We start from the raw sequence: 17,841 nt of genomic DNA on the forward strand, positions 1-17,841 counted from the left end.
TTTCTTTGTAGCTGCTCTTATAGAGGCACCACCATGGTCCGGCCACTACAATGCCTTGGCCCTTTTTGGCATGTGGATACGCCGTTATCATCAGGCTTATATAAGTCAGACCCAGTATTGAAAAAATGTATGCGATCATTGTTTAGTACTCTATGGGGCCAGTGCTGTAGTTAGGCCCCGGAATGCCGCCCATAAGTCCGCCATAGGCGCAAAGTGTTCCGTCGGGGTTCAGTTGTCCTCCTAAGAATAGACCGGTTCGGCCCGGCGCCCCGGATACGACTCCACCGTCGGGAAGATGATCTTTCCAATCGGGACCACAATTTGTTTCTGGCGGAGGGGGCATTTCACATACTAGTATCGCAGCACCCAATCCACCGACTCCAAGGGATCCTGTGGCTGTAGGTTCTCCTTGAATATAGGACGCGCAGTACATCCCAAGACAAGCGGTAAAGCCGTAGCGAGCGACCTGTTTTCCTGGCATAAGCGTAGGGCCGTTGGGATAACCCATAAGTCCTTTTGGATCGATAACATTCAACGGATTGGCCATTGCATATTCGAAAGTATTCAAACCGCCTGTCAACCCAATCGGATCGCTCTGCATGTAGCGTCCAGTTTTCGGGTCGTAATCACGGAAATAGTTATAGTGGAGTCCAGTCTCGACATCGTAGTACTGACCGGGAAAGCGCAGGTTGATTTCCAGTTGTCCGCTGGCTTCCTTTGTACCAAATGCATCGGAAACCCACTCCCATATCTTTGTTCGCGTTGCGTTCGTTGCGATCCGCGGTGTGTTGAGGTGGTCGCTATGGAGGTAGAACGCGGCGCTGTTTGCTGGCGCGCCCGTTGCACCGTAGCTCACACTGATCCCGCCCAAGGGCACCCCTTCGAGCCAGATATAAAACTGACTTCTCAGCTTCTTGCCTTGGTTATCGAATACGTGCTCGCCAAGAAGTTCGCCTCTCAACCCGTAGATAAATGTTGTAGTGCCTTGAGAGGTGATTTTTTTGGTTCGTTGGCCGAAAGCGTTGTAGCGGAACCGAGCCTTGACAGTACCCTTGATTTTCACTTTGTTCAGGCGATTCTGCTCGTCGTAGGAAAACTGACGATCGGCGCGGTCTGCGGTCAGGTTGCCTGTCGCGTCGAAGCCTACCGAGTGGGTGCCTGCCAGCGTCAACCGATTGTTGCTCGCCCCATACTGATAAGACGTGCCAGCGGTGACACGCAACTCGCCGTCAATCAACGTGCTGAGCGCTTTTCGGGTGCGGTTACCCGCGGGATCATAAACGTAAGTCATCCGGTTGAAAGCAGTAGATTCTCCCACCAGGCGATCCAGCGGGTCATAGCTGTAGCCATGGTTGTCGACTGAGTCGCGTTGCATTTGAGTCATGTTTCCCTGGCCGTCGTAGGTATAGGCGTTACTCTGGCCTGCAACGGTTTGAGCGGTCAGCCGGTAGTCCAGATCGAAGGTACGTTGAAGCGTAGTCCCGTTGGCCCAGGTCAGGTTTTTAAGCGGACCAAAAGGTTGATACGTGATGTTGCTGGCGAACGCGGTCGGCTGCCCCGTGCCGCGCCGAATTTGTACTTGGCTGATTTGTCCTGTGGTGTTGCGCGAGTAAACGATGCTGAAACCTGTTGGATAGTCGATCCTGCTCAATCGATTGGCTACGTCGTATCCATAGCCGATTTGTTCTGGCTGAGTGGCTGTGTTTGCGGGCGCTGTTTGCCGCTGGGCTGTAACGTTGCCTTGGGCGTCGTAGGTGTAATTCAGCTCCCCGTTGACGTCCTCCACGGCTGTCAGTCGGCCAATGCCTTTGTTACCGGCGGCAATCGAATCGTAGTGGAACTGAACGTCCAGTGCCGGGTTCGTCGGATAGCGGCGGACGGTCAGGCGATTGAGCGCATCGTAGGTAAAAGTCGTGACCACACCACGCGCGTCCACCTGTTGCGTCACGTTGCCTGCGGCATCGTATTGGTAGTCAGTGGCGCCGCTCTCAGGGCTGTTCACCCGCGTCAGGTTTCCCAGGCCGTCGTATTGATATTGAGTGGTCGCACCACGTGGGTCGCGGACTTGCGTGAGGTTATCTTGAACGTCGTACTCAAGTTGAGTGATGCCATTGAGCGGGTCAGTATTCGTCACCCATCGGTTCAATGGGTCAAAGGCCCGTTGATGGCTGTGATTGCGGGGGTTGGTCAGCGCGATCGGATTATCGTTAAGGTCGTACTGGGTCCGGCTTGTCTGGCCGGCAGCACCCACTGAACGCAGCAAGCGACCCAGTTCGTCATACACCCATTGATGTTGTCTGGTCAGATGACCGGTCTTGTCCTTGATCCTTACCGCAGTCCGGCTCCCCATCGGGTCGAGATCAAATTCGATCTGTTCCCCTGCGTTATTGCTCACTCGAATGAGCCGCCTTGCGTCGTCCCAGGTGTAAGCCGACCAGCTATTGTCTGCGCGAATGATCTTGGTGATGTCGCCCACGGCGTTGTGTTCAAAGCGAACAGTGCCGGTAGCGGTACTCAACGACCTCACCCAGCCTTGTGGTGAATAGGTCAGGTTTGTAATAACGCCATTGGAATCGACAATTGTCTTAGGGTTGCCGGTGACGTCAAAGTTGGAAAATGTAGTGGTGTGCCCGAGCGCGTTGATAATGCGTGCCAGATGTCCTTTGGCATCGTATTCATAGCGGGTAATGTCACTTACATCTGTTCGGGGCCCATCTGACGACTCCAACAGCCCCTGGGTATTGTAGGTAAACGACCAGCCACGTTCGGCAGCTTGGCAAAGAGGAAGGGTGGTAATGGTTCCGCCCAAAGCGAGAGCGAACAGAGCAACCTTGCAGATCAATGTATTCATATTCAGATCCTTCTGAATTAACGTGAAATGATTGTTTTACTGAGCTGGCGCCCTTGAGTGTCATAGGTGTATTGAATGGAGCGATTCGGTTCGTTGATACGCACTGGGGAATACAGCGTCGGGTGCCATTCGGTGGTGATCATTCTCGCTTGAGAAGTGCCGCTCGCTTCCGTGCGAGAGGTTTCCAGGCCACGGTCGTTGTGGAGATAGGTGGTTATATTGCCTTTGTTATCTGTTTTTGTTGTCAGCAGACCGCGGGTGTCGTAGGTGAAAGTTGAGTTGCTATCGGGACAGTTGGCCGATGGAAAACCTGTAATGGATTTGATGCGTTTGATGCCTTGAATCAATTCAAATTGATAGTGCGTCTGCTTGCCCAACGCGTTAGTGACCGTGGACGATCCATCACTGTTGTAGTTGACCAGGACTTTTTCAGCTCCAGCAGCGTGCTCACTTGAAATGGCGCGTCCTTGTTCATCATAGGTCCATGTGGCGTAACGTACCCCGCGTTCATCGATAATGCCGGTCAGCAGTCTGCGGTCGTTGGGGTCTTGATAAAGGTATTGTTTGTTTTCTGTATGGTTTGGATGGTTTTTGATCATCGAAGTAAGCTGTTTGTAATCATTGTAGGTGTAGCTAATGTTTACGTTGTTCGCTGTGACGGTAAGAGGTTGCTTCTTTGCGTCCTCGGTAAACGTTAAGGTGTTGCCAAAGCCGTCAGTGACAGTTGCAATGGTATTTAAGTATGTGATGTTTAGTGCGATACCCGATTTGATGAGCGCTATGAGCCTTCCGTCGCTGTCAAACTCAAGTACGTGATTGTTGGAGGCATGATAGCTCCAGCGGTTTGACAGGCGGGTGAGCTTGCCCGTTTCTGGTGGTTTACCCTTATACGACGCACCTTCTTTTTCGAAATAGGAGAGGTTTCCATTATGATGAATAAGCGTGATCAGGTTCTCTTCGAAATTTAGTCTGGATGAATAACCATGTCGCCATACTCCATCGGCGCTTCTGTAGGACTTTGAAAACTCGAGTGGATTTAAAGCTGAAGGTGAGTTCGAAACAGAGTAGTCATTTTCGAGTTGTATTTTATAGCCTGTTGCGAAATTTATCGGATTTCCCGTTAGGCTTGAAGGGCAGCTGTTGTCCACCCCTTGGGCTTCGCATTGTTCGGTAAAGTTATTAAAAGTTTTCCCGCCTTCGCATGAGTTGCCATGCCTGTATATCGATATGGCTAGATTGTCATCGGGCCCGTCACCATAGAAAAGGTTACAGGTCCATTGGTTTTCCCTTGAGGTGGGAGTGGCAGAGCCGTATTCATACATTTCGTACTCAGTGTTTTCGTGCAGAAATCGACAGGCTAGTTCTGGGGATAGATGATTTTTCTGTGGTCCCTGCCAATCCCAAGCTTCCGGTTGAATGTGCCAATAATATTCCTCTGCTGTTGTGTTAAAACTAGTGGCAAGCAGTGAGAGTGACAGAGAGTATGAGGCGAGTGTTTTGGGTGACATTGGGCGTCCTTGCGGTTTTTTAGGTTTTAAACTCCCTTGATGATCTCTTGGTGCGACGCTGTGAAAACGATACATATATAGTGTGTTTGTAACTTTATGTTGTGATCCAACAAAGCACTCACCACGTTGCCAGTCAGGAAAACGACCAATAGCCACCGATCGCTGTGGGTCGCCTACACTCACTTGTGTATTTGACTTCCTGCGGACGCAGGACAACTTTTCACGCCTAGTCGCTTTCAGAACACGTTTCGTCGTCCATGTGCAATCGCCAACCCCCGGGAGTGGCAAGCTGTGAGGATGCCCCGGACCAGGTGCGCCAAAGACACCTGGCCGGAGAGCGAGAATGGCGATCGGATGTGCCACGCTACCGTGACGTGGGCCGGACGCCGCAGCCAAGACTCCGGACGGCTGCCGCCATGCGGCGGTGTCGTTCGAGATGCCGAGGTACGTTTATGCCTGATGAGACGCTTCACCTGCCTTTGATCCATAGCGTGCTTGCGCGCGAAAAGGACACCCCCGGTGCCTTGCTGCCTATTCTCCATGCCATCCAGGCAGGCTGCGGGTATGTCCCCGACAACGCCGTCCCGGAGATCGCCCACGCCCTGAACCTCAGCCTGGCTGAAGTGCGCGGGGTCATCAGTTTCTACCACGATTTCCGCACCACGCCGCCGGCGCGCCATACGCTTCGCCTGTGCCGGGCCGAGTCCTGCAAGAGCATGGGCGCCGAAGCCCTGGCTGCGCAGTTGCGCGAGCAGTTGGCGCTGGACGATCACGGCACCAGCGCCGATGGCAGTATCAGCCTGCGCCCGGTCTATTGCCTGGGGGCCTGCGTCTGCTCGCCGGCCCTGGAGCTGGACGGGGAACTGCATGCCCGGATCACGCCCGAGCGTCTGCGTCAGTTGGTCAATGATTGCATGGAGGAGGGCGCATGCTGACGCTCTGTATCCCCCGTGATTCGGTGGCCCGTGCCGTGGGCGCGGACAAGGTGGCCGATGCGTTGGTCCGTGAGGCTGAACGTCGCCAGCTGCCGCTGACGGTGTTGCGCACCAGTTCCCGTGGCCTCTACTGGCTGGAACCGTTGGTGGAGCTGGAAAGCGCCGGCGTCCGGCTGGGCTTCGGCCCTGTCACGCCCGCCGATGTGCCGGGCCTGCTGGATGCCCTGGCAGGCGATCCTGGTAGCCATCCGCTGGCCCTGGGGCCGGTGGAGGAGATTCCCTATCTCAAGAGTCAGCAGCGCCTGCTGTTCGCGCGCGCCGGCATCACGCAACCGCTGTCTTTGGACGACTACCGTGCCCGGGGCGGCTTCCTGGGCCTGGCCCGGTCCATCCAGATGGACGGCGCAGATGTCGTCGCCAGCGTGCTGGACTCCGGCCTGCGTGGCCGGGGTGGTGCGGCGTTTCCGGCGGGCATCAAGTGGCGCACTGTGCGTGATGCCCAGGGGCCGCAGAAGTACGTGGTCTGCAACGCCGACGAAGGCGACTCCGGCACGTTCGCTGACCGTATGCTGATGGAAGGCGACCCCTTCCTGCTGATCGAAGGCATGATCATCGCCGGCATCGCCGTAGGCGCGACGATGGGCTATATCTACGTGCGTTCGGAGTACCCGGACGCCGTCAGTACGCTGAACGACGCGCTGCACATCGCCCGTGAGGCCGGTTACCTGGGCGCGAACGTCGGCGGCAGTGGCCACACGTTCGAGCTGGAAGTGCGGGTCGGTGCCGGCGCTTATATCTGCGGCGAGGAAACGGCGCTTTTGGAGTCCCTCGAGGGCAAGCGCGGCACGGTGCGCGCCAAGCCGCCGCTGCCGGCGCTGCAAGGCCTGTTCGGGTTGCCGACACTGGTGCATAACGTGCTGACCTTGACCTCGGTGCCGATCATCCTGGAGAAGGGCGCGCAGCTCTATCGCGACTTCGGCATGGGCCGTTCCCTGGGCACGATGCCGTTCCAACTGGCCGGCAATGTCCGTCACGGCGGCCTGGTGGAACGCGCCTTCGGCCTGAGCCTGCGAGAATTGGTGGAAGGTTACGGCGGCGGTACCGCCAGCGGACGCCCGCTGAAGGCCGCGCAAGTGGGTGGGCCGTTGGGTGCCTGGGTGCCGCCTTCGCAGTTCGATACGCCGCTGGACTACGAAGCGTTCGCCGCCATGGGGGCGATGCTCGGCCACGGTGGTGTGGTAGTCGCCGACGACAGCCTGGACATGGCCCAGATGGCCCGGTTCGCCTTGCAGTTCTGCGCCGAGGAATCCTGCGGCAAGTGCACGCCATGCCGGATCGGCTCCACCCGCGGGGTGGAAGTGGTGGATCGCTTGATCGCCAGCACCGAAGCCGGTGCCCGTCAGGAACAGGCCCTGTTGCTGCAGGACCTGTGCGACACCCTGCAATACGGTTCGCTCTGTGCCCTCGGTGGGATGACGTCCTACCCTGTCGCCAGCGCCCTCAAGCATTTTCCCGCCGACTTCGGTCTGGCGACCACGGAGGCCGACCAATGATTACCATCTTCGATCCCCGCACCGATATCGACCTGGGCACCCCGGCGCGTGAAAGCGCCGTGCAGGTCAGCCTGACCATCGACGGGCGCGAAATCAGCGTCGCCTCCGGCACTTCGGTCATGCGTGCCGCGGCCTTGCTCGGCACCACCATTCCCAAGCTCTGCGCCACCGACAGCCTCGAAGCCTTCGGCTCCTGCCGCATGTGCCTGGTGGAAATCGACGGCATGCGTGGCTATCCCGCGTCCTGCACCACGCCGGTGACCGAGGGCATGGTGGTGCGCACGCAAACCTCCAAGCTCGCCACGCTGCGACGCAACGTGATGGAGCTGTACATTTCCGACCACCCGCTGGACTGCCTGACCTGCTCGGCCAATGGCAACTGCGAATTGCAGACCGTGGCGGGGCAGGTGGGCCTGCGGGAAGTGCGCTATGGCTACGAAGGTGCCAACCACCTGGACGAGGCCAAGGACGTTTCCAACCCGTATTTCGACTACGACCCGAGCAAGTGCATCGTCTGCAGCCGCTGCGTGCGTGCCTGTGAGGAAATCCAGGGCACCTTCGCCCTGACCATCAGCGGGCGTGGCTTCGATTCCCGGGTGGAAGCGGCCGGGGGTGACAATTTCCTCGACTCCGAATGCGTGTCTTGCGGCGCTTGCGTACAGGCGTGCCCGACGGCGACCCTGATCGACAAGAGCGTCGTGGAAATCGGCCAGCCGGAGCGCAGCGTCATCACCACGTGCGCCTACTGCGGCGTGGGTTGCTCGTTCCGCGCCGAGATGAAAGGCGAACAACTGGTGCGCATGGTTCCGGACAAGAACGGCCAGGCCAACCACGGCCATTCCTGCGTCAAGGGTCGCTTCGCCTGGGGCTACGCCACGCACCCGGATCGCATCACCAAGCCGATGATCCGCAAGCACATCAACGACCCGTGGCAGGAAGTCAGCTGGGACGAGGCGGTCACCTACGCCGCCAGCGAACTGCGCCGGATCCAGCTCAAGTACGGGCGCGACTCCATCGGCGGCATCACGTCCAGCCGCTGCACCAACGAAGAAACCTACCTGGTGCAGAAACTGGTGCGCACCGCGTTCGGCAACAACAACGTCGACACCTGCGCCCGTGTCTGCCATTCGCCTACCGGTTACGGCCTCAAGCAGACCCTGGGCGAGTCCGCCGGGACCCAGAATTTCGATTCGGTGATGAAGGCCGACGTGATCCTGGTGATGGGCGCCAACCCAACCGACGCGCACCCGGTGTTCGGCTCCCAGCTCAAGCGCCGCCTGCGCCAGGGCGCGCGACTGATTGTCATCGACCCACGGCGCATCGACCTGGTGGATTCGCCCCATGCCCGCGCCGAGCTGCACTTGCAACTGCGTCCGGGCACCAACGTGGCAATGCTCAACGCGTTGGGCCATGTGATTGCCACCGAGGGCTTGATTGACCTGCCTTTTGTCGAAGCTCGCTGCGAGGCGGCGGATTTCGCCCGCTGGCGCGATTTCGTCAGCCTGCCGGAAAACTCGCCCGAGGTCCTGGGCCCGGTTTGCGGCGTACCTGCCGAGCAGATCCGCGCTGCGGCACGGCTCTACGCCACTGGCGGTAACGCGGCCATCTACTACGGCCTCGGCGTCACCGAACACAGTCAAGGCAGCACCTCGGTCATGGGCATCGCCAACCTGGCCATGGCGACCGGCAATATCGGTCGCGAAGGTGTCGGGGTGAACCCGCTGCGTGGGCAGAACAACGTCCAGGGCTCCTGCGACATGGGCTCGTTCCCCCACGAGTTGCCAGGCTATCGGCACATCTCCAACGAAGCGGTCCGCGCCGAGTTCGAGCAGGCCTGGAACGTCACCCTGCAACCCGACCCGGGCCTGCGTATCCCGAACATGTTCGAAGCGGCCCTGGACGGCACCTTCAAGGCGCTTTATTGCCAAGGTGAAGACATCGCCCAGAGCGACCCCAATACCCAGCATGTGACGGCCGCGCTGTCCGCGCTGGAATGCGTGATCGTCCAGGACATCTTCCTCAACGAGACGGCCAAGTTCGCCCACGTGTTCCTGCCGGGCAGCTCGTTCCTGGAGAAGGACGGCACCTTTACCAACGCCGAACGCCGTATCTCCCGTGTTCGCAAGGTGATGGACCCATTGGCCGGCAAGGCCGATTGGGAAGCCACCATCGCCCTGGCCGATGCCCTGGGCTACAAGATGCACTACAACCACCCTTCGGAAATCATGGATGAAATCGCCCGCCTGACGCCGACCTTCACCCGCGTCAGCTACGCCGAACTGGAGCGCCACGGCAGCCTGCAATGGCCTTGCAACGATGCCGCGCCGGACGGCACGCCGACCATGCACATCGAGCAGTTCGTGCGCGGCAAGGGCCGCTTCATGCTCACCGGCTACGTGCCCACCGAAGAGAAGGTCAACAACCGCTACCCGCTGCTGCTGACCACCGGCCGCATCCTCAGCCAGTACAACGTCGGCGCCCAGACCCGGCGCACCGAAAACGTCGCCTGGCACGAGGAGGACCGTCTGGAAATCCACCCGACCGATGCCGAGAACCGCGGGATCGTCGACGAAGACTGGGTCGGTATCGGCAGCCGTGCCGGGCAGACGGTGCTGCGCGCGAGGGTGACCGAGCGGGTGGCGCCGGGCGTGGTCTACACCACGTTCCACTTCCCGGAATCGGGCGCCAATGTGATCACCACCGATAACTCCGACTGGGCCACCAATTGTCCGGAATACAAGGTGACAGCGGTGGAGATCGTGCGGGTCAGCCAGCCTTCGGAATGGCAGAAGCGTTACCAGGCCTTCAGTGATGAACAAGGCCGCCTGCTGAGGGAACGTCGCCATGCCGAAAAAGCCGAGGTGCGTCGATGAGCTCTGACAGCTTGATCAAGATGGCCAACCAGATCGGTCAGTACTTCGCCAGTGAGCCGGACCATGCGGTGGCGGTGCGTGGTGTGTATCAGCACATCAAGAGCTTCTGGACGCCAACCATGTGTCGCGACTTGATGGCCTGGCAAACGAAACATCCTGACGCTGTCCTGCACCCGTTGGTGTTGGCAGCATTGATGGAGTTTGAAAAAGCGGCCTAGGAAAGTAATGCCAGTCAGCTAAGCCTCAAACCTGTGGGAGCAAGCTCTGCTCCCACAGGGCTGTGTACCTTTCAGTTATTGGTTATTGACGGTGATGTAGGGGTCCCAGGTGTTGGTCGGGCCAATCTGGTTCAGGTTTCGGTCCAGCAGAACGAAGTAGATTTGGTACCAGAGCTTGCCTGGGCTCAGTGCAGTGGACTGCCAGAAGGTATAGGTCACATCGGTTTTGGCGATACCGCCGGGGGCGCCGTTGTCCAGATAAGGCACGGGGATGCCGGGAATGTTGAACGGTGTCGGCTTCGAAATGGTGCCCTTGTAATCACCGCCCTGGTGAGGGTCGCCAATCTCGACGTCCTTGATCAATGCGATGCGGTCGAAGTTGCGCGACAGCGTGGTGGCGCGCCAACGAATGATGTCACCGGGTTTTACGTCGAACCACAATTCGTTACCGCCTTCGCCTTCGCCGCTGGTGATGTTGGCATGGCTGTCGATGGCACTGCGGGTCACCAGCATGGCAATCGCGCCGCCTACGTCGTTGGGGTGGGCGAGCAGGTAATCGGCGTCAACGTTGACCAGCACATCAATGGTTTGGGTCGTTCCAGACATTTTGTTGCTCCTTGAGGGAATGACATTGACGACCGCGCCTGCAAAGGCGTCCGGGCCACCCGGTCCCTGGGTGCGGTCTCGAGAGGAACGATAGGTGATAGCTTTGTAGTGTCAAATCTCGAATGCTTGACGCTGGCCAAGCAGAGCGAAGCGCAACACAAACAAGGCGTTGATTTACTTTTGGCGTGGACGATCACCCACTGGATTCTGGGTGGTTTGCGGGTGGTTTCAGTGGCCAAAGGCGTACGAATTTTGTCGGCGATTGCTCCCGAACTCGCCGGAGGACAGGATGCTGGCAAGGAGGGGACGCCCTTGCCAGCGAAGCAGGAAAAATCAGCTCCGGGCTTGATCGGCCGCCCAGTGCTTCATTTCTTCGGCAATGAAGTGGTTCACCAGGTCGCTGTACATTCTTTCGATGGCATCCGGGTTCAGGCCCTCGGCCTCGGCCCATTCCCGTCGTGTCGCCAGCATCGCCTTGAAACGCTCCGGCGCACGTACCGACGTGGCCGAGGTCTTGAACTTCGAAGCCGCGAGTACGTATTGAAAACGCTTGCCCAGCAATTTGATGACCGCCTGATCGAGGGCATCGATTTCACCTCGGATGTCCTCCATGCTGACGCACTCCGAGGGTTGCAGCCGATTGCAGACTTCCATGTAGATCGCTCCATTGTTTGAGCAGGCTCGGCCCAGCCTGGGCCGATGTGCTGATGTGGGTTGAATGCCAATCCAGGCCATCAGGTTTGGCAAGCGGGGGGAGCTTGCCTGTGACAACGATGGTGAGTGCTGCCGCCATCGCGAGCAAGCTCGCTCCCACAGGAGACTTGGACAGGCCGCAAAATCGAGGTGCACCACCGATCAAACTGTGGGAGCGAGCAATTGACGTTGGAAATGACCCCGATGTAATTGCGTGTGCCGACGCGTCCATCCTCGCGGACGTAACCTTCGAAGGTCGCGGGATTCTCGCTCAACGACGTGGGGGCATACACGTTACGTACGCTGTGTTCGGTCGTATTGGCGGGCATGTCCAGATTGTTCACGTGGACGTGATCGCCCGGCTCGATGGCCTGAGTGGCCTGGCCGTACTTGAGCACACGCTGGCCGGCCAACACCGGGCGCAGGGCGATCTTGTGGCCGGACGGAATCGCCTGCCGGGCGACCAGGCTGATGCCGTCGGCACTCACCGGCTGACCTTCGGCGATATCGCCTCGGGCCACCGCGACATCATCGCCAGGCGTCGCCCGGCGCTGCATCATCGGCTGAACCCAGGTCCATTCCGGCAGGTCACTCGTTTGTCAGGAACGAAAAACAGGATGGACCCCTTGATGCGACCTATTGAACTCACCAGCCTTTCCTTTGCCGCGCTGCTGTGCGTGGCCTGTTCAAGCCAACCGCCTGCCACATGGAGCTACGTCGACGCCCAGGGACGGGCCAATCTTCCCCCCGACCAGGCCTACCCCGAGCTCTTTGAAGCGGTGCAGCGTGGGCAGGTGTTCACCGACCAGAAGCATTTCGTGGACGCACTGCCCAACCGTGATCCGGCACAGATCCGCGCCGACTACCTGGCCCAACGTGGTCGCGACGGCTTCGATATCAAGGCCTTCGTGAAAGACAACTTCATCGAATCTGGCCAAGCCGAAAGCCCGGCGCCCAAGCCCGGCGCTCCGATCCAGGAACACATTGACAGCCTCTGGCCGATACTGAGCCGATCCTACAGCCAGGTGCCGGCCTACAGCAGTTTGTTGCCCTTGCCGCAGCCCTATGTGGTACCTGGCGGACGCTTTCGCGAGATGTATTACTGGGATTCGTATTTCACCATGCTGGGTCTCGAGCAAAGCGGCGATAAGGCCCGGGTCCGCCAGATGACCGATAACTTTGCCTACATGATCGACACCTACGGCCACATTCCCAACGGCAATCGCACCTACTACCTGAGCCGGTCGCAGCCGCCATTTTTCGCCTACATGGTGGAGTTGCAGGCGCGCATCGAAGGTGACCAGGCCTATGGGCGATACCTGCCACAGTTGCAGAAGGAGTATGCCTATTGGATGGAGGGCGCCCAGGCACTCAAGCCCGGCGCTGCGGATCGGCACGTGGTCAAACTCGCCGATGGCAGTGTGCTCAACCGCTATTGGGATGCCAGCCCGACGCCTCGACAGGAATCCTGGTTGCAAGATGTCAGCACCGCCGAACAGGCGCCGGATCGCCCCAAGGAGGAGGTCTGGCGTGACCTGCGCGCCGGCGCCGAAAGTGGCTGGGACTTCAGCTCGCGCTGGTTGGACGACGGACAGAACCTGGCGAGTATTCGCACCACTGCCATTGTGCCCGTGGACCTCAATAGCCTGATCTATCATCTGGAACAGACCATCGCCAAAGCCTGCGAGACGGTGCAGAACGGCCCGTGCGTCCAGGCTTACGGCCGGCGCGCCGAATTGCGCCAGCGGGCCATCGAGCAGCACTTGTGGAATGCCGACAAAGGTTTCTACGTGGACTACGACTGGCAACGCCGGCAACAACGCCAGCAGCTCACGGCGGCGACGCTTTTCCCGCTGTACACCGGCCTGGCCGGCGCCGAACATGCCCATCGCACCGCCGATGCGGTCCGTGATGGCCTGTTGCGTGCCGCAGGTATCGCCACCACCCAAGTCGACACTGGCCAGCAGTGGGACGAACCCAATGGCTGGGCACCGCTGCAATGGGTCGCGGTGGAGGGGCTGGACCGCTACGGGCACACCGCGTTGGTGCAACAGGTAGGCAGTCGCTTCTTGCAGCAGGTCGAGAACCTCTACCGCAAGGAAAACAAGCTGGTGGAGAAATACGACCTGTCCGGACGGGGCGACGGCGGGGGAGGTGGCGAATATGAATTGCAGGACGGCTTCGGCTGGACGAATGGGGTGACGCTCAAGCTGTTGGGTAAATATGGCCAGACTTCCTCAACCCTTGGCCAGTGAATGCCAATGAACCCATGTGGGAGCGAGCTTGCTCGCGATGACGGCGTGCCAGCCACCCTCAATGCTGCTGAACCAACGCTATCGCGAGCAAGCTCGCTCCCACAAGGGATGTGAGGTGGGCATCAAACCTCACCGTCATCCTGGAAAAAAAATGGGCTCGCTATTCATGCACCGTCACCCGATTGCGTCCGGTCTTCTTCGAGGTATACAGCGCCTGGTCGGCCCTGGCGATCAGCTCGGCGTGGTCGTTCGAGGGCTGGCTCAGGTCCGCCACTCCCAGGCTGACGGTGAAGCGGATAGTCTGGTCGTTGAACTGCACTTCCAGTGCTTCGATAGCCTTGCGCAGGCGCTCGGCGAAAATATGTGCACCAGCCTTGTCGGTGTCTGAAAGCACCACGGCGAACTCTTCACCGCCATAACGCCCGGCCACGTCGGACTCGCGTACATGTTCGTGCAGCAGCTTGGCGACGTGCTCGATGACCTTGTCGCCAGCCTGGTGACCGTAGGTGTCGTTGACCCGCTTGAAATGATCGATGTCGAGCATGACCAGGCTCAACGCATGGCCATAGCGCTGGTGCCGGGCGTAGGCGGCTTTCAGGTTGCTCTCCCAATGACCACGGTTGTACAGCCCCGTCAGCCGATCGGTGCTGGAGAGTCGCTGCAGCTGTGCGTTGGCGGCCTGGAGTTGATGCCGGTTGGTGGCGACGTCGGTAACGTCATAGATCACCAGGCAGATGTGCTTGATGGTGTTGTCGGGCGAGCGCAGCGGCAGCAGTGTGGTGTTCTGGTACATGAACGCCTCCTGGCCGGTGATCGGCTGGTAACTCTTGAAGCGCATCAAGTACGGGCGCTGCTCCCAGACCGTGAACGCTGGCGTGCCCAGGGTCGCGACGCTTTCCACCTTGCGGCAGAACCATTGGCGATCGATTTCGGGGAACAGGCTGAAAAAAAGCTGGTTGTGCGCGTCCTTGGGCTGTACCCCGGAGCGGTTCTCCATGAAGGTGTTCCAGACTTGCACGCGGTACTCGCGGTCGAGCACCACCACCCCGACGTCGATGCTCTGAACGATGGCCAGCAACCAGTGGAATTCGTTCAGATCGATGGATTCGCTCATGGCTCAGTTCATCAGGTAGGCAAGTTTGTGGGTCAACCGTTCGATGGAGTCTTCCGTGAACAACAGCAACAGGTCGAAACGAATATCGTGCCCTTCCAGGCTGTAGCTGATTTCCACCGCCAAGGTCTTTTTCCAGTGTTTGCTGTTGGTCCGGATCAGTTCCTCGATGGCTGCGTGCTGGCCGAGAATCTGCGGGTGGCCCTGGGAAAACACCACGTCGATCTGTTCGGCAATGCTGCTCAGGCACGCGCCGATCAGGACGCTGGAAAGGTCCAGCAACATCTCCAGGTCCGAATAGTCGGCGCTCTGGCGCTGCATCAATTGCGCGATGTCGGCGATTTCCGAGTCATGGAAGATCAACAGGGCTTCGCCAGCGATGCCGCTGCCGATAAAACCCTGGCAGATCGCGGTGAGTTGCTGGGCGCTGCCAACGTCGGTCAAGGCCATGTGCAACTCACCGACTTCGAGGAGGTTCACGTTCGGCACCGGCAATTGCACGAAGACCCCCAGCACCTTGGCGATCAGGGCCGCTGCCCGGCCGATGGCCACGTTGACCGTCTCGCGGAACACATCGTGGAAACTGATGGCCGTGGTCGTGACCGAACGATTCTGCAATGGCACCTGGCTGGGTTGGGCCAGTAGCCCCAGCCGCGCCAGCGTCTGGCGCAGGTCGTTTTCATCGAACGGTTTTTTCAGGAATGCCAGCGCGCCCAGCTCATGTACGCGGCGCACCGCCTCATCCTGGACGTCACCGGAAATCACGATGACCTGCGCCTTCAATCCTTCGTCGCGCAAGGCGCTCAATACCTGGTAGCCATCCATTTCCGGCATGGTCAGGTCGAGCAGCACCACATGCCCCAGGCCCTGGCGTATGGCGTCCATGGCCTGGCGGCCATTGCTCGCCTCGGTGACCGAAACCGGCCAGTCTGTCGGCAGTGCACGCAACACCTGTTTGCGCGCCATGTTGGAGTCGTCACACACCACCAGGGGAATCAACGACACAGGAATGACCATGGCTGATCAATGGCAGGGAAGGAGGGGCTACTGACATCATTCATAGGCTTGCAAAGACCCTTTGATTAACGAACCGGGTTTATCAGGCTTAGCGTCCTGCACGAAAACTGCGGGGCTCGGTTGCATTAGAAACTGGACCAATAAGTCAGGGGCGTCAACTGCACTTGTTCATCGACACTCCATGCAAAGCCACGGTCGGCGTGCGATTGGCTACCAGAGCCAAGGTATCGGGCTTTTTCACCATGGGTTCAAGGTAACCTCGTTGCGTGGATCGCCATTCGTCTGTTCCTTGTAACGTTGGCTGAAGCTGCGCGTTATCACGCACCGAAGCGTAGCCTAGATCGCCAGTTTGAGCGTAAAGGTCGCGCCTGTTCCCGGGCCATCGCTATGGGCCTCCAGCGAGCCGCCCATCTCCATGGCCGCCAGGACGCAGCTATGCAGGCCAAAACCATGACCATCCTTGCGTGTGGTAAAGCCATGGGCAAAGATCCGCGTCAGGTTCTCGGGCGCTATGCCTTCGCCGTTGTCGATGACCTTGATCACCAGGGTGTCTTCTTGGGGGATTTCGCTCTGAAGGATGATTTGAGGGGGCAGCTCCGGCCGGTCATCCATCGCCCTGCTGGCGTTTTTTATCAGGTTGATCAGGATCAGCAGCACCCGGTGCTTGTCCAGTTGCAGCAAGGGTGTTTCGGCCAGGTCTCGCACCACGGTGATCCGACGCGCCGCGATGGTGCTGGCGTTCATGCGTACGGCATCCTCGATCAGTTCCTTGATCTGCACGGTTTCGGCAAGGCTGGAGGTGCCTGCGTAAGATTGCTGGGCGGCGACGATTTCCTTGATGTGATCAACGCTTTTGCTCAGTTGGCCGAGTTCTTCGGTCATGCTCTGTTGCTCCACCGCAAGTGCGTCCACCAGTTGGTTCAGGTAGCCGGGCAGCAGCTTGCCTTTCTCGTCGTGGGTGATGAAGTCGCCGAGGTCATCGGCGTGCTCGTTCATCATTTGCACCGCCTTACCGAGCCCCAGGGCCTTGCCGGCGCGCAGCTTGCGGGTGACCAGGTCTGCGGAAACATTCACGCTGTTGAGCACGTTGCCCACGTTGTGCAGGACGTTGGTGGCGATTTCGGCCATGCTGGCCTGGCGAGCGGCGGCGGCCAGTTGAGCATGGGCTTCGGCGGCGCGCAAACGGCTCTGCGCCAGTTGCCGGCTCATCCGGGCGAGCACACCCACCAGCAGCACCAGCAGCAGGCTGCCGCCCACCGCGAGCCAGAGGTAGGTACGCGCTTGCTGGTTCACCGCGGCCAGTTGTTCCTCCTCGGACAACCCGACAATCACCGCCAGCGGGAAGTCATGGAGCGGGCGGGCACTGGTGTAGCGCCGCACCCCGTCCCAACCATTGACCGAGAGCACCGCCTCGGTGTTTTCCGTGTTCGCCACCTCCGCCGTGTAATTGGCCGTATCGCCGGCCATTACCGTTTCTCCGGTGCGCCGCACGCGGAAGAGGCCGTCAGTGCCCAGCAACCCGAGCGTACCCTGTTCGCCGAGTTTCGAGGCGTCGTAGCTGCTGACGAAATAGGCGGCATCGACCTCGACCCTGGCGATCCCGGAAAGCGTGCCATCCGCGGCGTCGAGTCGCCGGCTGAAGCGCAAGCGCCATTCTCCCGTGACCGGACTTTTCCACGGCTGACTGATGGACAATGAGTCGCTGTGCCGCAGTGTTTGCTGCTCATTCGGGTTGGCGATATTTTCCCGGTCGTTGATCCGCGTACTCGCCACGAGCCTGCCGTCCGGGTTGACCACGCTGACGTCGAACAGCAAGGCCGGCGGCAACAAGGCCCGCTCCTGGAGCTGGCGCAGGGGATTGGGCTCGCCCTCGGTCTCATAGGTGTATTTGACCAGCTTGAGGGTTTGATCGATTTCATGGATAGCGCGCAGCATTTGCGCTTCGTAGGTGGCGCTCATTTCCAGGCTGGCCGTCGCGGCGCTTTGCTGCGCGCGAAGATGTTCGACCTTGATCAGGTAGAGGGTAGCGCTCCAGATGGCCAGCAACAGCAGAACGGCCAGCAGCGGGAACAGGATGTAGGCTTCCTTGGCCTGGTCGAAGGCGCGCCGAAGCACGCCGGCCTCGGTATCGTCATCGGCCTCGGCGCAATGGGCGGTGCCAGGGGCCAACCTCAGTGTCTCAGGCCGCTCGATCGGCATGGTGTGCTCCCTGCATTGTTCG

Annotated in this window: 13 protein-coding genes; 5 read left to right on the plus strand and 8 right to left on the minus strand. The window is 59.5% G+C overall.

Features of this window, described 5'->3' with window-relative positions; all coding sequences use genetic code 11:
- Nucleotides 1–142: 142 nt before the first annotated feature.
- Together BM317_RS05170 and BM317_RS05175 are read right to left on the minus strand one after the other, a co-directional pair.
- On the minus strand, nucleotides 143–2,851 hold the full coding sequence (locus BM317_RS05170) for an RHS repeat-associated core domain-containing protein (protein ID WP_256574042.1): 2,709 nt from the start codon (nucleotides 2,849–2,851) through the stop codon (nucleotides 143–145).
- 17 nt (nucleotides 2,852–2,868) lie between these two features.
- Complete coding sequence (locus tag BM317_RS05175) at nucleotides 2,869–4,542, minus strand: DUF6531 domain-containing protein (RefSeq protein WP_256574043.1); 1,674 nt, start codon at nucleotides 4,540–4,542, stop codon at nucleotides 2,869–2,871.
- Between the two features lie 269 nt (nucleotides 4,543–4,811).
- Between BM317_RS05175 and BM317_RS05180 the strand changes: the two genes are divergently transcribed.
- From BM317_RS05180 to BM317_RS05195, 4 genes are read left to right on the plus strand one after another with little or no spacing between them, the layout of a single operon-like run.
- Entirely contained in the window at nucleotides 4,812–5,294 is a 483-nt protein-coding gene (locus BM317_RS05180) for a formate dehydrogenase subunit gamma (RefSeq protein ID WP_092165265.1), read from the plus strand.
- Entirely contained in the window at nucleotides 5,288–6,847 is a 1,560-nt protein-coding gene (locus BM317_RS05185) for a formate dehydrogenase beta subunit (protein WP_092473350.1), read from the plus strand. Before BM317_RS05180 ends, BM317_RS05185 begins: the two co-directional genes overlap by 7 nt.
- A complete protein-coding gene (fdhF, locus tag BM317_RS05190; RefSeq protein ID WP_092165269.1) occupies nucleotides 6,844–9,720 on the plus strand; it encodes a formate dehydrogenase subunit alpha in 2,877 nt (958 codons plus the stop codon). Before BM317_RS05185 ends, fdhF begins: the two co-directional genes overlap by 4 nt.
- The gene (locus tag BM317_RS05195) at nucleotides 9,717–9,938 is read left to right on the plus strand and encodes a formate dehydrogenase subunit delta (RefSeq protein ID WP_092165271.1); all 222 of its coding nucleotides are present in this window, start codon (nucleotides 9,717–9,719) and stop codon (nucleotides 9,936–9,938) included. Before fdhF ends, BM317_RS05195 begins: the two co-directional genes overlap by 4 nt.
- 75 nt (nucleotides 9,939–10,013) lie before the next feature.
- On the opposite strand, the gene BM317_RS05200 is transcribed toward BM317_RS05195, so the two are convergent.
- From BM317_RS05200 to BM317_RS05210, 3 genes are all read right to left on the minus strand, one after another.
- Entirely contained in the window at nucleotides 10,014–10,544 is a 531-nt protein-coding gene (locus BM317_RS05200; RefSeq protein WP_092165273.1) for an AidA/PixA family protein, read from the minus strand.
- Nucleotides 10,545–10,877: 333 nt separating this feature from the next.
- Nucleotides 10,878–11,198: an isochorismate lyase gene (locus BM317_RS05205; RefSeq protein WP_092165275.1), complete on the minus strand. Its 321-nt coding sequence runs from the start codon at nucleotides 11,196–11,198 to the stop codon at nucleotides 10,878–10,880.
- A gap of 80 nt (nucleotides 11,199–11,278) precedes the next feature.
- Nucleotides 11,279–11,797: a UxaA family hydrolase gene (locus BM317_RS05210; protein ID WP_256574046.1), complete on the minus strand. Its 519-nt coding sequence runs from the start codon at nucleotides 11,795–11,797 to the stop codon at nucleotides 11,279–11,281.
- A 69-nt stretch (nucleotides 11,798–11,866) separates the two neighbouring features.
- On the opposite strand from BM317_RS05210, the gene treA reads away from it, so the two are divergent.
- Nucleotides 11,867–13,492, plus strand: coding sequence for an alpha,alpha-trehalase TreA (treA, locus tag BM317_RS05215; protein WP_092165637.1), 1,626 nt, complete (start codon nucleotides 11,867–11,869; stop codon nucleotides 13,490–13,492).
- A 160-nt stretch (nucleotides 13,493–13,652) separates the two neighbouring features.
- Here treA and BM317_RS05220 read toward each other — a convergent pair whose 3' ends face one another.
- The 3 genes from BM317_RS05220 to BM317_RS05230 all read right to left on the minus strand — a co-directional run bounded on the left by BM317_RS05220 (nucleotide 13,653) and on the right by BM317_RS05230 (nucleotide 17,819).
- Nucleotides 13,653–14,606 (minus strand): sensor domain-containing diguanylate cyclase, encoded by a 954-nt coding sequence (locus BM317_RS05220; protein WP_092165277.1) that lies wholly within the window; start codon nucleotides 14,604–14,606, stop codon nucleotides 13,653–13,655.
- Between the two features lie 3 nt (nucleotides 14,607–14,609).
- A complete protein-coding gene (locus tag BM317_RS05225) occupies nucleotides 14,610–15,620 on the minus strand; it encodes a response regulator (RefSeq protein ID WP_092165279.1) in 1,011 nt (336 codons plus the stop codon).
- Between the two features lie 336 nt (nucleotides 15,621–15,956).
- Nucleotides 15,957–17,819: an ATP-binding protein gene (locus BM317_RS05230; RefSeq protein ID WP_092165281.1), complete on the minus strand. Its 1,863-nt coding sequence runs from the start codon at nucleotides 17,817–17,819 to the stop codon at nucleotides 15,957–15,959.
- Nucleotides 17,820–17,841: the final 22 nt, after the last annotated feature.

Origin of the sequence: Pseudomonas sp. NFACC24-1, from assembly GCF_900115235.1 — a bacterium.
GTDB classification, from domain to species: domain Bacteria; phylum Pseudomonadota; class Gammaproteobacteria; order Pseudomonadales; family Pseudomonadaceae; genus Aquipseudomonas; species Aquipseudomonas fluorescens_AA.

Bases quoted from the DNA above. Each gene is read 5' to 3' on its own strand.
- BM317_RS05195 (WP_092165271.1), top strand. From the start codon at position 9,717: ATGAGCTCTGACAGCTTGATCAAGATGGCCAACCAGATCGGTCAGTAC.
- BM317_RS05185 (WP_092473350.1), top strand. From the start codon at position 5,288: ATGCTGACGCTCTGTATCCCCCGTGATTCGGTGGCCCGTGCCGTGGGC.
- BM317_RS05205 (WP_092165275.1), bottom strand. From the start codon at position 11,198: ATGGAAGTCTGCAATCGGCTGCAACCCTCGGAGTGCGTCAGCATGGAG.
- BM317_RS05180 (WP_092165265.1), top strand. From the start codon at position 4,812: ATGCCTGATGAGACGCTTCACCTGCCTTTGATCCATAGCGTGCTTGCG.
- BM317_RS05210 (WP_256574046.1), bottom strand. From the start codon at position 11,797: ATGATGCAGCGCCGGGCGACGCCTGGCGATGATGTCGCGGTGGCCCGA.
- fdhF (WP_092165269.1), top strand. From the start codon at position 6,844: ATGATTACCATCTTCGATCCCCGCACCGATATCGACCTGGGCACCCCG.
- BM317_RS05200 (WP_092165273.1), bottom strand. From the start codon at position 10,544: ATGTCTGGAACGACCCAAACCATTGATGTGCTGGTCAACGTTGACGCC.
- BM317_RS05230 (WP_092165281.1), bottom strand. From the start codon at position 17,819: ATGCCGATCGAGCGGCCTGAGACACTGAGGTTGGCCCCTGGCACCGCC.
- BM317_RS05170 (WP_256574042.1), bottom strand. From the start codon at position 2,851: ATGAATACATTGATCTGCAAGGTTGCTCTGTTCGCTCTCGCTTTGGGC.
- BM317_RS05225 (WP_092165279.1), bottom strand. From the start codon at position 15,620: ATGGTCATTCCTGTGTCGTTGATTCCCCTGGTGGTGTGTGACGACTCC.
- BM317_RS05220 (WP_092165277.1), bottom strand. From the start codon at position 14,606: ATGAGCGAATCCATCGATCTGAACGAATTCCACTGGTTGCTGGCCATC.
- treA (WP_092165637.1), top strand. From the start codon at position 11,867: ATGCGACCTATTGAACTCACCAGCCTTTCCTTTGCCGCGCTGCTGTGC.